Origin of the sequence: Lactobacillus nasalidis (genome assembly GCF_016587775.1) — a bacterium.
Lineage (GTDB): Bacteria > Bacillota > Bacilli > Lactobacillales > Lactobacillaceae > Lactobacillus > Lactobacillus nasalidis.
In genome coordinates this window covers 1-12,932 of sequence record NZ_BOCG01000283.1, presented here as the reverse complement: position 1 = coordinate 12,932, position 12,932 = coordinate 1, and the positions used below count along the sequence as shown (strand labels likewise).

The following is a 12,932-nucleotide window of genomic DNA, read 5'->3' as shown; positions in this document are numbered from 1 at the left end:
GGCTGCAAAAGGGGATCACGACCCCGGAAGCCGCCATTCAGCACCTGCGCCAGCGCTCCAAGCAGCCCGCCCAGAGGCAGGCAAGAAATTACTCCGGCGGCCGGCGGGTTGAGCAGGGGACTGACTGGAGCAAGAAGAAGGCGGACAACTCGGTCAAGATTTCAGATGAAGACCTGCGGGCCTTGCTCAAAGGCCCGGGCAAGAAAGACAAGTAAGCGGGTGAAACAATGGAAAACATCGGCGAGATGATAAATGAAGCGGCTAAGGCCGCGGCTGCCAAAAACGGGCAGCATTTTTCGCCAGAATCATATCAAAAGACGCGCGACCGGGTTTTCGCTGATCCGGACGTGCGCTCCTTTTTACTGGCTCACCAGGGCGAATGGACCAAGGAAAGCGTGGAGTCCAGTTTTGCCAGCCTGTATGAATACTGCCGGCAAAAAGACGGCCATGACAAGGTGATCAGCGGCTACCTGCCCCAGCTGTTCATGGAAGGGCCCTTTATCGGCATCCGCTACCTGCCAAGCCAGGACAAGCAGCGCCGCGACCAAGAGCAGGCTGCCAAGAAGCGGGTCGAACTGATCGATTTGCCGGAGAAATTGCGCCGCGTCAGGCTGGAAGAGCTGGACATGAGCGATGACCGGCGGTCGGCCCTCTTTGCTCTTGGCGCTTTTATCAAGGCTTATCCGAGCAATCCGCATGCCAAGGGCCTCTATTTGAGCGGCGACTTTGGCGTCGGCAAGACCTATATGCTGGCCGGCCTGGCCAACCGGGTGGCGGAATTGGGGGCCAAGGTGGTGTTCGTTCATATGCCGACCTTTATTGCCGGACTTTCCAGCCACTTTGGCGACAACAGCCTGCAAGCGGAGATCCAGCGCCTGGCGGCCTGCGATGTCTTGATTTTGGACGACATCGGGGCAGAAACCCTGAGCCCTTGGTCCAGAGACGATGTTTTGGGCGTGATTCTGCAGGCCCGGATGGACAATGACCTGCCGACCTTCTTCAGCTCCAACTTTGACATGAATGATTTGGAATCCCACTTCAGCGCGACCAAGAATGCAGATGACCCGGTCAAGGCGGCCCGGCTGATGCAGCGGGTCCGCTACCTGGCCAAGGAAGTGGTCGTTTCCGGAAAGAACCGCCGCTTGATGTAGCTTTTTTTAGAAAAAAGCCAAAAAATACTTGTCTTATTTGGGCAAGGGGGTATAATCGAAAAGTAAATAGAAGACATGATTCCTCCCGCTTCAGAGAGAGGGGCCCCGTTCTGAAAGCCCCCGTTAGGGAGAAACCCCACCTTCTATGACCCCAAAAGATGCATGACAAGGTTGGACACCGTTATCAGTCCAATGAGAGAGGCCTTTTAGGCCTGAATTTTGGGTGGAACCACGATGATTAATCGTCCCGAGCGCGTATTTGTGCTCGGGACTTTTTTGTTTTTGGAGGATTTTTACTAATGAGTTTTGCTTTGACTCTGCCAGATGGCTCAAAGAAAGAATTTGACGCAGCTGTTTCAGTAGCTGACCTGGCTTCCAGCATTTCAACTTCCCTGGCCAAGAATGCCGTTGCCGGCAAGGTTGACGGGGAAATCAAGCCGCTTGACTTCAAGCTGGACGCTGACCACGAAGTTGCCATTTTGACCAACAAGGACGCTGAAGGCTTGAGCGTTCTGCGGGCAACCGTTGCCTTCGTTTTGGAAGCTTTAGTCAAGGAAAAGTACCCGGAAATCAAGCTGGGCCAAGCAGAAGTTTCAGAAGACGGCTTCTTCATCGAAACTGACAAGGAAGACCAAATCAAGGTTACTGAACTGCCAGACCTGGAAAAGGCTCTGCAAAAGGCCATCAAGAACGGCGAAGCCATTGAACACGTAGAAGTTGCCAAGAGTGAACTTGCCGAAGCCTTCAAGGACGACCCATACAAGAGCGAACTTTTGGCCAAGGAAGGCGAAGTAGTTGACGCCTACAAGCTGGGCGATTTCGTTGACTTTGGCTTTAGCGCCCTTTTGCCAAACACTGGCAAGATCAAGAAGTTCAAGCTTTTGTCAGTCGCTGGTGCCTACTGGAAGGGCAAGAGCTCAAACCCAATGCTGCAAAGAATCTTCGGGACTGCCTTCTTCAAGGAAGCTGACCTGGAAGCCGACCTTAAGCGGCGGGCAGAAATCAAGGAAAGAGACCACCGGACCATCGGCCGGGACCTGGACCTCTTCTTCGTTGACCCTAAGGTTGGGGCAGGTCTGCCATACTGGATGCCAAAGGGTGCTACTATTCGCCGGATCATTGAACGCTACATCGTGGACAAGGAAGTCGCAGCCGGCTACCAACACGTTTACACTCCAGTTTTGATGAACCTGGATGCCTACAAGACTTCTGGCCACTGGGCTCACTACCGGGAAGACATGTTCCCGCCAATGGACATGGGTGAAGGCGAAATGCTGGAATTGCGGCCAATGAACTGCCCATCCCACATTCAAATCTACAAGCACCACATCCGCTCATACCGGGAATTGCCAATCCGGATTGCTGAACTGGGCATGATGCACCGGTATGAAAAGTCAGGTGCCTTGTCAGGTCTGCAACGTGTTCGGGAAATGACTCTGAACGACGGTCACACTTTCGTAGCTTTGGACCAAGTTCAAGAAGAATTTGCCAGAACCCTGCAAATCATCATGGACGTCTACCACGACTTCGACATCAACGACTACTACTTCCGTCTTTCATACCGGGATCCAAAGAACACTGACAAGTACTTTGCCAACGATGAAATGTGGGAAAGAAGCCAAAGCATGCTGAAGGCCGCTATGGACGACATGGGCCTGGACTACGTTGAAGCTGAAGGTGAAGCTGCCTTCTACGGTCCAAAGCTGGACATTCAAACCAAGACTGCTTTGGGCAACGACGAAACCATGTCAACCATCCAACTGGACTTCATGCTGCCAGAACGCTTCGAACTGTCATACGTGGGCGCTGACGGCGAAGAACACCGTCCAGTTATGATCCACCGCGGGATCGTCGGCACTATGGAACGCTTTATCGCTTACCTGACTGAAATCTACAAGGGTGCCTTCCCAACTTGGCTGGCACCTGTCCAAGCTGAAATCATTCCAGTCAACCTGGATGCTCACTCAGACTACGCTAAGAAGGTTCGCGACGAACTGGTAGCCAAGGGCTTCAGAGCTGAAATCGACTTCAGAAACGAAAAGCTGGGCTACAAGATCCGTGAATCACAAACCCAAAAGGTACCTTACACTCTGGTGCTTGGGGATGATGAAATGAACGCCGGCACGGTTAACGTCCGTCCTTACGGGACTGAAGAACAAAACTCCGAAAGCCTGGCTGAGTTCATGGACAAGCTGAGCAAGGACGTAGCAAACTACTCCCGCGAAGACTAATTCCTTCCTTATAAAATTGAACCCTTTCTGACATAAAAAACATCCTGTCTCAACTCTGAGGCGGGATGTTTTTGCGTATGTGTTTTTATATTTGAACTTACATCATGTCGAAGGTAATTAAGTGGCAGTCGACTTGCTGGGCTAGGTGGCGGCATTTGTCAGTAAAGCCGGTCTTGGAGAACAGATAGTAATTCTTCTTAGGGGTAGGGAAAAGGCTGCTCCGGTAGATGAGGGTTTCGAGGATATCCGCGGAGATCGGTTCGTTTTTCCACTTGCATTCGCCAAAGTAGCCGTTCAGCTTCTGGTCATCGAAACCGACAATGTCCATTTCGATTTGCTTCTTTTCCTTTAGGTCAGGCCCCCACCAATTGCCTAAGTTTACAAAAGGCTCTGGAGCCAGGTCTGGATCAAACAGCTTGGACCAGAGGTATTCTTGGGAGAGTTTTTCAAATTCTGGTCCCATGAAGTGTGGAAGCAGATTCATGATGTAGTCCAAAATCGGCTCGGTAATCCCTCGCTCGATATAGCTGACCCGCTTGCCGACGAAGGTATACCAGAAGCGGAACATGCCATCCTTGATGGCGTAGATGGTCTTCCGGCTTCTGGCCTTATCAATTTCCGTAACTGGCACCCGTTTTTCGACAATGCCCAGGTCGATCAAATTGTCCAGGTAAGGGCTAAGGGCCCCGCTGGCAATACCAGTTTTAGTTGAGATCTCTGACTGCCGGCTGGCCCCGGCCGCGATGGCGCTGATGATGGAGCTGTAGCTTGCCGGCTCGCGGAGTTCTTGATTGAGCAGGCTCATCGGTTCCGCGTAGAGCATGGCGCTGGTCGTCAGAAAGTTTTCCTTGATATTTTCCCTAAGGGATTTTTCTGGAGACATTAGGGAAAGGTAGAGGGGGATTCCGCCGGTAATGGTATTAAGTTCGAAAACTTCTTCCTTATTTAATCGCGGAAAAAATTCTTCGGCATCATGCAGACTGAAGGGCTTCAGCTTAAACTGGGCAGTTCTGCGGCCATAAAAGGGGCTCTTGTAGCCAAGGACCTGTTTTTCCATGAAGGACATGGAGCTGCCGCAGAGGATGAGAAAGAGCTTGCTTTTTTTGAAATAATGGTCGATGTAGGACTGCAGCATTGAACTAATTGGCGGATAAGCTTTCGCCAGGTAAGGAAATTCGTCGATGACCAAGATTAAGCGGTCATTTTTCTCAGAGAGATAGACTAGATATTTGAAGGCCTGCTCAAAGGAGGCAAATTTTGGACCATCCAGATAGCTGGGATCCTCGTAGGCGTGAATCGCGTCAGAAAAACGAGATAAACTATCCTGGAATTTTTCTTCAAGGCCGGTAAAATAGATAGCCTGTTTACCTTTTAGAAATTGATTGATCAAGCTGGTTTTTCCGATACGGCGGCGGCCATAGATGACCGCAAATTGAAAGCTGTCTTCTTGATAGAGTTTGTTCAAAGCTGCAAGCTCTTGTTTTCTGCCGATGAACATTGAAATCACCTCATTAGCAATACTATGATTTACAATATTATACTTTACAAGTTTACGATATTGTTAATTGAGGGATGTATTTTGCATATACAGGGATATATTTCGGATGAATGATTGATAAAAGCGAATGGAGAATTTCCTTGATCAGTATGGCAACATATGATAATTTCAAAAGAAAGCGAATTAAAGAGATGAGAAAAGGGAAGGATGAAGGCAATATGAAGCAGATTGTTGTGAAAGTTCTTGCGAATACGTTTATTTTGTTCATTTTGACTTATATCGTTGATCATTTGACCCACCACAATAGCAACTATTGGAATATTATTCCGATATCACTGGCAGGCTTAGGCAGTTATGAGCTTTTGCGGAGCGATTCTGTGTCTGACAGAGTCAAAAAGATGATCAATTGGATCACATTTGCAGCTGGAATTATATTGGCGGCAGTTCTTATATACGTCAGCTTGATGGAATAGATTAACATTGTTTAGAATGCATCCTGTCTCAACTCTGAGGCGGGATGTTTTTGCATATACAAGGATAGAATTGTGCAAATTATTGATAAAAAAGAATAGAAAGGTTATTGATCAGCTTGAAGGTTGATGCTAGAATGTAAAGCAAGTTAAAAATGAATATAAACTGATAAAAAAGTTAGAATTTTAAGGATGGATATGATTTCAAAAATTAAAAATACCTTGTTCGCGGCAATTGTCGTCGTCCTCTCCTGGCTCTTGCTCAGCCTGGTGCAGGACTATGACTTGCAGAGCATCCCAAATCTGCACCAAGTCGTATCGATTACGTCGTGGGACAAGAAAAAGTCGAAGAAAGAGATCTACCAGCTCTTGGCTAAAGATGCCAAATCAGCCGGGATCGACTTGGTCAAGCTGCGCTTGCTCGACCAGGATGGTAAAAATACGAAGCTGGTCTACAATTTTAATTCCAGCAGCAAGACACAATATTCCTGGCGGAAGAACAGCCAGGTCAAACGTCTAAGCAAGAGCGAATTGATGCTTGAGGATGTTTTGGGGAACTACTACACCAATGCCACAACTGCCCAGTTTGCCTCTTTAGCCTCTGATTTAAGCGAAGCTGGTCTGCAAGTGACAGTCTACAAATCTTCCTTTAAAGATGAGCTCTTGAACAATACGGTTTATCAAGATGGGCTCCTAGTCTTTTCCAGCTTGCTAGGGATGCTTTTGATCATCATGATCCTGGACAAGTCCTTCCGCTATAAAGAGTACGCGATCCTGCAGGTCAATGGTCTAAGCTCGGGGAAAATCTTTCTCCGGGACTTCGCTAAAGAAATCCTTCCTTTTGTATTGACGATTCTCTTGCCGTTAGTAGTCTTCAGCCTCCTGGCTGCTAGATCATTAAACGGCCAGGGCAGTCTCTTTTACTTTAAGGCGATCTGCTTGCTGATCTTGGCCTTATCAGCAATTTATTGGATCTTTGACTTTATTTCTTATGTCAGTCTGGCTTTAATCAAGCCATATGCTGCCATCAAGGGTCAGTTTGCCGGCAAAGGATTTTTATATTTAGGCTACGTTTTAAAAATCGCCATCGTTCTCCTGCTCGGCGTAAACTTAGCCAGCTTAGGACAAAAATACTCCGCCTACCAGCAGGATAAGCAAATTATGCAGCTTTGGCAAAAGAAGCCGGCCAGCTACATCGCCAACCTTGGCCAAGTCGATCAAGGCAACGACAAGCGGGTGAAGGAAGTCGACCGGAAGGTGCACCGCTTGGTGGCAGGTGACAAGCAAGCCATCCTTGCCAAAAATGCCCAGCAGTTCCAGCCAAATCCCTCCAGCACCGACATCCAAAACGGCAACGTTCTGGTCGTTAACCCTGCTTTTTTAAAAGCTAGTTCAGTCAAAGACGAGCAAGGAAAAAGGGTAATGGCAAATGACGCAAATACCGTCTACATTCTGCTTCCTAAAAACCGGGCTTATCAAAAAGCTACTTTTGAAAAGAAGGCAAAATCCTGGATCAAGTTCCAGCAGACCTTGCCTAATGTCTATGGAAAAACTAAGCAAATCAAATATAAGTTAGTCTACATCCAAAGCCAGCAAGTCTTTAATTATACGGCTGGCCAGGATATTGCCAATTCCATTTCAACTGATCCAATTATCTTGGCAGTTGACGCAAAAATGCTGTCTGACGACTTCTTTACAGCCAGCTTGAGCCAGGGTCAAGTGGTTTTTCCTAGCTTGGCCAAGCTGCAGAAGGAAATTAAGCAGACCGGTTTGACCAGTTACGTCAACGGTATCACCAATGTCAAAAGTACAGCCGCCAGCCTCTATGCCCAGCTTTTAACGGAACTGTCGATCATCGGCGTCATCGCTGCCTTGTCTTTGACCCAGATGTTCTTCATGGTCAGCTACGTCAGTGCCAGCTTCTTTGAAAGCAAAAAGAGGAGGCTGACAGTCTACCAGGTCTTTGGCTTAAGCAACCGCAAGCTGGTCAGTCACTTTGCCCTGGCCAATGCCTTGAGTGATCTGGCCTTGTTGGCTGCCGTGCTTGTCCGGCAAGGAGAAGCTGCCATCTTTTGGCTTGGCCTGCTCTTAGCGGCCTTAGAAGTCGCTGCTATCGCTTTGAGCGCCAAGCAAGCAGAGAGCAATATGCTGCGGGGATTAAACCGCGGAAACTGAGGATAGATTATGATAAAAGCAGAAAAACTAAGCAAATCTTTTGGCGATAAAATCATCTTGAAAGAAAGCAGCTTCCAGCTGGAAAGTGGCAAGAGCTATGCCATCGTTGGCCGCAGCGGGGCAGGGAAGAGCACCTTGCTGAACATGCTGAGCGGCTTGGAAAAAGCTACTAGCGGCCGCGTCTTGATCGATGACCTTGAGGTCAATAAGCAGAACATCAAGAAGCTGCGCCGGGAAAAATTCGGCTATGTCTTTCAAAATTTTGCCTTGATTGACAATGAAAGCATTGAGAGCAACCTGGCCATCGGCTTAGCTGATGCCAAGGGCAGCCGGAAGCAAAAGCAGAAGTTGATGCGGCAAGTACTTGACCATTTGGACGTGAAGGCTGACCTGGCTCAGACTGCCTACAGCTTAAGCGGCGGGGAGCAGCAGCGGGTGGCTTTAGCCCGGATTCTGCTCAAAAAGCCCCAGATCATCTTTGCTGATGAGCCAACCGGGTCCCTGGACGCTGGAAACGGCCAGTTGGTTCTGGACTCACTTTTAGCTGACTTTGGGCCAGACGCTACATTATTGATCGCCACGCACTCACCAGCAGTCTGGCAGCAGTGTGACTACATCATCGAACTTGCTAAGCAAGAAATTCAGATTCACAAGAATTAAATGGAGATATAGATATGAATAAACTGACTAAAATTTTAACTGCTATCGTTGCCCTTGCTGCCGGTGTCGCAGCCTTCTTCATGCTGGTCCACAACTCAGTGACCGACCGGATCAATCCTTTTATCAAGGCTGAAACCAGTTATGCCAAAGTTGCAACTGGGACTCAGAACTACACCAACGTGACCATCTATAATGAAAAGGGACAAAAGGAAAACTACCAGCTGGCCAGCGTAGGCGGCTACGACCCAGCTAAGGGCTACCTTACCATCAAGCATAAGGGCCAGTACGTTTCCTACGTCGAATACATCAGCGCTGCGAAGTACAAGCAGATTACTGGCTGAAAGTAGATAAAAATGTCAGAACGAAATGAATTAGACTACCAACTGTATTTGATTAAATCAGTCTTGGCAGACTGCATCGACGAGCTTGACATGCCAAAAAATCGAACAGCCTTCCTGCTTTATTATGATATCAGCGCCGAAGATGCGCATGAGATCGATAAAATGTTTGCGGAGATGTCGCTAAATGATGAAATGATCAGTTTTGTCGATTTTCAAGAGAAGCTGAATGAAGGATTGAGCCAGCCCTTGGCAGAGAAAGTTGTTAAAGAAATGCTCCAAGCATACAAGGAATACGTTCCTGTTGCAATTGGTAAAATTAAGCTTTAAGCAATCGGGCTGAAAGTGAAATTAGTTCTTGACGGTCAAGCTTAGACCTAGTACAATAGTAGAAGTTGAGAACAAGAAGAAGCCCCCGCTTCTCGCCTAAGTTATTTAACCTCTGGGCAAATCGATATTTTCTGTTGATTTTAAAGGCGGGTGCAATATGCCCGCTTTTTTCTTGTCCTCGAAATTAACATGGAGGTGAACAGTTATACCACAGAAACAAAACAACATGATCCTCAACGAAAGCATCCGCGCTCGTGAAGTTCGGCTGATCAACGCTGATGGCGAACAAGTTGGGGTTGTGTCAAGAAATGAAGCTCTGCGCCAAGCGAGCGATGCCGGCCTTGATTTGGCTTTGATTTCACCAAACGCCAAGCCGCCTGTAGCAAAGATTCTTGATTATGGTAAATACCGGTTCGAACAGCAAAAGAAGCTGAAGGAATCACGCAAGAATTCCAAGCAGGTCAGCGTTAAGGAAATCCGTTTGAGCCCGACGATTGAAGGCAATGACTTCGAAACCAAGCTTAAGCATGCCCGCAAGTTCTTAGAAAAAGAAGGCGCCAAGGTTCGTGTTTCGATTCGTTTCAGAGGCCGCGCGATCACGCACAAGGAATTAGGACAACAAGTGCTTGAGAAGATGGCCGAAGAAACTTCGGATATTGCTGTTGTAACCAGCCGGCCAAAGATGGAAGGCCGTCAAATGTTTTTAATGCTCAGTCCTAAGAGCGATAAAGACAAAAAGAAAAAATAGTTAATTGGAGGAATTTTACCATGCCAAAGATGAAAACCCACCGCGCTTCAGCTAAGCGTTTCAAGAGAACTGGTAACGGCGGTTTGAAGCGCCACCACGCCTTCACTGGCCACCGTTTCCACGGCAAGACCAAGAAGCAACGTCGTCATTTGAGAAAAGCCGCTATGGTTTCACGCAGCGACTTGAAGCGCATCAAGCAAATGCTTTCCCAAATGCGTTAATTTACTATTTTTTAATACACTAACGATATTAGGAGGATTTTCAGATGCCAAGAGTTAAAGGTGGTACCGTTACACGCGCACGTCGTAAGAAGGTTTTGAAGCTTGCCAAGGGTTACCGTGGTTCAAAGCACGTTCAATTTAAGGCTGCAAGCACTCAATTGTTCGTTTCATACAAGTACGCATTCCGCGACCGTAAGAAGCGCAAGAGCGAATTCAGAAGACTGTGGATCGCCCGGATCAACGCAGCTGCTCGTCAAAACGGCTTGTCATACTCAAAGATGATGCACGGCTTGAAGCTGGCTGGTGTTGACATGAACCGCAAGATGTTGGCTGACATTGCCTACAACGATGAAAAGACTTTTGCTGCTTTGGCAGAAACTGCCAAGAAGGCTTTGGCTTAAGTTCTTAGGAAGAAGCGCATCTAGCTTTGCTAGGTGCGCTTTTTCTTTGTTAAATGCCGGTTTTCTTATATAATTGAGGAAGGTATAAATTGAAGGAGGAAAACTCTGACATGAGTGAGGAAATTCGCTGCATCGGCTGCGGCGCCGCCCTGCAGAGCCAGGACGCCAAAGCCCCCGGCTATCTGCCAGCCAGCGCCCTGGCCAAGGTAGAAAATGGTGAAAGAGAAGAAGTTTGCTGCCAGCGCTGCTTCCGCTTGCGCCACTACAACGAGATCATACCGGTTTCTTTGGACAATGACGACTTCTTGGCCCTCTTGAACACTTTGGGTGAAAAGAAGGCCTTGATTGTCAACGTGGTGGACCTGTTTGACTTCTCCAACTCGCTGATTTCTTCTTTGAAGCGCTTTGTCGGCAATAACGACTTTATCCTGGTGGGCAACAAGCTGGACCTGTTCCCGAAGAATTCCAAGGAAAGCAAGATCAAGGACTGGATGCGCCAGGAAGCCAACCGGATGGGGCTTTATCCAAAGGACATCTTCTTGATTTCAGCAGCCAAGAAGAAGAACCTGGACACTTTGATCGACTACTTGAACAAGCACAGCCAGGACCAGGACGTTTACTTTGTCGGCACCACCAATGTCGGCAAGTCAACCTTGATCAACGCCATTATCGACGAAATGGGGGACGTCAAGGACCTGATCACTACCTCCCGCTTCCCGGGCACGACCCTGGACCGGATCGAGATTCCCCTGGACAACGGCCACTTTTTGGTCGACACGCCAGGGATCTTGACCGACAAGCAGCTGGCCAGCCGGCTTGACCCTAAGGATTTGGACCTGGCTTCCCCGAAGAAGCCGCTGAAGCCGGCCACCTACCAGCTTTTGCCGGGCAACACCATCTTCTTGGCAGGACTTGGCAGAATCGACTACCTGAAGGGGCCGTCGACCAGCTTTACGATTTACGCTGCCCGGGGGATGTACATCCACCGGACCAAGACCGAGAAGGCGGACGAATTTTACAAAAAGCACGTGGGCGAATTGCTGTCTCCGCCAGGCCCAGGCAGTGACCTGCCGCCACTTAAGGGGCAGGAGTACAGCATCAAGTACCGCAGCGACGTCTTGTTTGCCGGGGTAGGCTTCATCACCGTGCCGGAAGGCTGCGTGATCAAGGCCTACACGCCGGGCGGAATTGGCTTAGGAACCAGAAGAGCTTTGATTTAGAGGTTTAAGTATGGATTCATTGGTAGATTTCAGTAAAGAAACACAAGTAAAAGTGCAGCCGGCTGAAAGCCAGAGAAAGGGCAAGCAAATCGGCATCATGGGCGGCACCTTCAATCCGGTGCACATGGCCCACCTGGTTGCAGCGGAGCAGGCCATGACCAAGCTGCACCTGGATGAAGTCTGGTTTATTCCTGACAACATCCCCCCGCACAAGGACGCGCCTTTGAACGTCTCCGCTCGCGACCGGGCCACGATGCTGGATTTGGCGACCAAGGACAACCCGCGCTTCAGGGTCAAGCTGCTGGAATTATTTCGCGGCGGCGTTTCTTACACGATTGACACCATGCGCTACTTAACCAAGAAGGCGCCGGAAAATACTTATTACCTGATTATGGGCAGCGACCAGGTCAACAGCTTCCACAAGTGGAAGAATGCTGAAGAGCTGGCCAAGCTGGCCACCCTGGTTGGCATCCGCCGGCCGGGCTACCCGCAGGATCCGCAATATTCGATGATCTGGGTCGACGCCCCGGACATCCGGCTCAGCTCGACTGCCATCCGCCGGGCCGTTTCAGTAGGGACCTCGATTCGCTACCTGGTGCCTGACAAGGTTCGTGAGTATATTGAAGAAAAGGGGCTTTACCGTGACTGAACCGGTTTTTAAGGAAACTTATTCACCTTTGACCAGCAGCCAGCTGGTTGCTAAGGAAAAGAGCATGATGGACGAAAAGCGCTTTGCCCACTGCGTCCGCGTCAGCGAGACTGCCCGGACTCTGGCCAAGATGAACGGCTATGACGAGGACAAGGCGGCTTTGGCCGGCTTTGTGCATGACTATGCCAAGCAGATTCCAGTAGAAGAATACATCAAGGTCATCAAGGAAGAAGATTTTGACCAAGACCTTTTGAACTGGAACCGGGCCATCTGGCACGGGATCGTGGGCAGCTGGTTCATCAAGCGCGACCTGGGCATCACTGATCCTGAAATCTTGACGGCGGTCTACCGGCACACGACCGGGGACGTGGAAATGACCACTCTGGACCAGATCGTCTTCGTGGCTGACTATATCGAGCCTGGCCGGACTTTTGCCGGCGTTGAGGAAGCCCGCAAGGTCAGCTATGCGGATTTAGCTTCCGGGGTTGGCTATGAGCTGGCCCACACCCTGGCTTTTCTGGCGGAAAAGAGAAGCAAGATCTACCCGCGGACCCTGGCTGCCTACAATGTCTGGGCAGCAGAATAAACGACTGAAGGAATTTTTTAATTAGGAGACAAATTTGAAGAGCGAAGAATTATTAGACTTAGTTTTGAAAGCAATCAGCGAACGGCACGGCGAAGACACTGAAGCCTACGACATGCGCGGCATCAGCATTCTGGCCGACTTCTTCGTGGCTACCAGCGCCACTTCCAGCCGGCAGCTGCACGCCATTGCCAACAGCATCATTGAAGCCTGCCACGAAGCCGGCTTTTACGACTACCGGGTCGAAGGCAACCATG

15 protein-coding genes, 1 pseudogene and 1 other annotated feature are annotated in these 12,932 nt (G+C 49.2%); of the genes and pseudogenes, 15 read left to right on the top strand and 1 reads right to left on the bottom strand.

The features are described from left to right. The 3 genes and pseudogenes from lacNas_RS05095 to thrS form a co-directional block, all read left to right on the top strand. Positions 1-215, top strand: a pseudogene (locus tag lacNas_RS05095) (DnaD domain protein); the annotation flags it as partial. 12 nt (positions 216-227) lie between these two features. Continuing rightward, positions 228-1,151 carry a primosomal protein DnaI gene (dnaI, locus tag lacNas_RS05090; RefSeq protein ID WP_201330566.1) on the top strand — a complete coding sequence of 308 codons (924 nt, stop codon included), beginning with the start codon at positions 228-230 and terminating at the stop codon, positions 1,149-1,151. Between the two features lie 299 nt (positions 1,152-1,450). Beyond that, positions 1,451-3,382, top strand: a complete 1,932-nt coding sequence (gene thrS / locus lacNas_RS05085; RefSeq protein ID WP_201330565.1) for a threonine--tRNA ligase — start codon at positions 1,451-1,453, stop codon at positions 3,380-3,382. Between the two features lie 97 nt (positions 3,383-3,479). Here the strand turns inward: thrS and lacNas_RS05080 are convergent, their stop codons facing one another. Then, entirely contained in the window at positions 3,480-4,880 is a 1,401-nt protein-coding gene (locus lacNas_RS05080) for an ATP-binding protein (protein WP_201330564.1), read from the bottom strand. A 140-nt stretch (positions 4,881-5,020) separates the two neighbouring features. Here lacNas_RS05080 and lacNas_RS05075 point away from each other — a divergent pair, with 140 nt between their 5' ends. From lacNas_RS05075 to lacNas_RS05020, 12 genes are all read left to right on the top strand, one after another. Next, the gene (locus tag lacNas_RS05075) at positions 5,021-5,353 is read left to right on the top strand and encodes a hypothetical protein (protein WP_201330567.1); all 333 of its coding nucleotides are present in this window, start codon (positions 5,021-5,023) and stop codon (positions 5,351-5,353) included. A 195-nt stretch (positions 5,354-5,548) separates the two neighbouring features. After that, positions 5,549-7,525: a bacteriocin-associated integral membrane family protein gene (locus lacNas_RS05070; RefSeq protein ID WP_201330563.1), complete on the top strand. Its 1,977-nt coding sequence runs from the start codon at positions 5,549-5,551 to the stop codon at positions 7,523-7,525. A gap of 9 nt (positions 7,526-7,534) precedes the next feature. Further along, positions 7,535-8,185 (top strand): ATP-binding cassette domain-containing protein, encoded by a 651-nt coding sequence (locus lacNas_RS05065; RefSeq protein ID WP_201330562.1) that lies wholly within the window; start codon positions 7,535-7,537, stop codon positions 8,183-8,185. Between the two features lie 14 nt (positions 8,186-8,199). Then, positions 8,200-8,526: a YxeA family protein gene (locus tag lacNas_RS05060; RefSeq protein WP_201330561.1), complete on the top strand. Its 327-nt coding sequence runs from the start codon at positions 8,200-8,202 to the stop codon at positions 8,524-8,526. Positions 8,527-8,538: 12 nt separating this feature from the next. After that, the gene (locus lacNas_RS05055) at positions 8,539-8,853 is read left to right on the top strand and encodes a hypothetical protein (RefSeq protein WP_201330560.1); all 315 of its coding nucleotides are present in this window, start codon (positions 8,539-8,541) and stop codon (positions 8,851-8,853) included. A gap of 67 nt (positions 8,854-8,920) precedes the next feature. Further along, positions 8,921-9,032: a sequence feature (ribosomal protein L20 leader region), on the top strand. A 47-nt stretch (positions 9,033-9,079) separates the two neighbouring features. Next, a complete protein-coding gene (gene infC, locus lacNas_RS05050; RefSeq protein ID WP_201330559.1) occupies positions 9,080-9,601 on the top strand; it encodes a translation initiation factor IF-3 in 522 nt (173 codons plus the stop codon). A gap of 20 nt (positions 9,602-9,621) precedes the next feature. Continuing rightward, on the top strand, positions 9,622-9,822 hold the full coding sequence (rpmI, locus tag lacNas_RS05045) for a 50S ribosomal protein L35 (protein WP_002879235.1): 201 nt from the start codon (positions 9,622-9,624) through the stop codon (positions 9,820-9,822). A gap of 44 nt (positions 9,823-9,866) precedes the next feature. Beyond that, positions 9,867-10,223, top strand: coding sequence for a 50S ribosomal protein L20 (gene rplT, locus lacNas_RS05040; RefSeq protein ID WP_002879237.1), 357 nt, complete (start codon positions 9,867-9,869; stop codon positions 10,221-10,223). Between the two features lie 110 nt (positions 10,224-10,333). After that, on the top strand, positions 10,334-11,443 hold the full coding sequence (yqeH, locus tag lacNas_RS05035; protein ID WP_201330558.1) for a ribosome biogenesis GTPase YqeH: 1,110 nt from the start codon (positions 10,334-10,336) through the stop codon (positions 11,441-11,443). Between the two features lie 10 nt (positions 11,444-11,453). Further along, positions 11,454-12,092 carry a nicotinate-nucleotide adenylyltransferase gene (locus lacNas_RS05030; protein WP_201330557.1) on the top strand — a complete coding sequence of 213 codons (639 nt, stop codon included), beginning with the start codon at positions 11,454-11,456 and terminating at the stop codon, positions 12,090-12,092. Beyond that, positions 12,085-12,678 (top strand): bis(5'-nucleosyl)-tetraphosphatase (symmetrical) YqeK, encoded by a 594-nt coding sequence (yqeK, locus tag lacNas_RS05025; RefSeq protein ID WP_201330556.1) that lies wholly within the window; start codon positions 12,085-12,087, stop codon positions 12,676-12,678. Before lacNas_RS05030 ends, yqeK begins: the two co-directional genes overlap by 8 nt. A 34-nt stretch (positions 12,679-12,712) precedes the next feature. Further along, positions 12,713-12,932 (top strand): RsfS/YbeB/iojap family protein (locus lacNas_RS05020; RefSeq protein ID WP_201346658.1); only part of this gene is annotated, 220 nt, incomplete at its 3' end.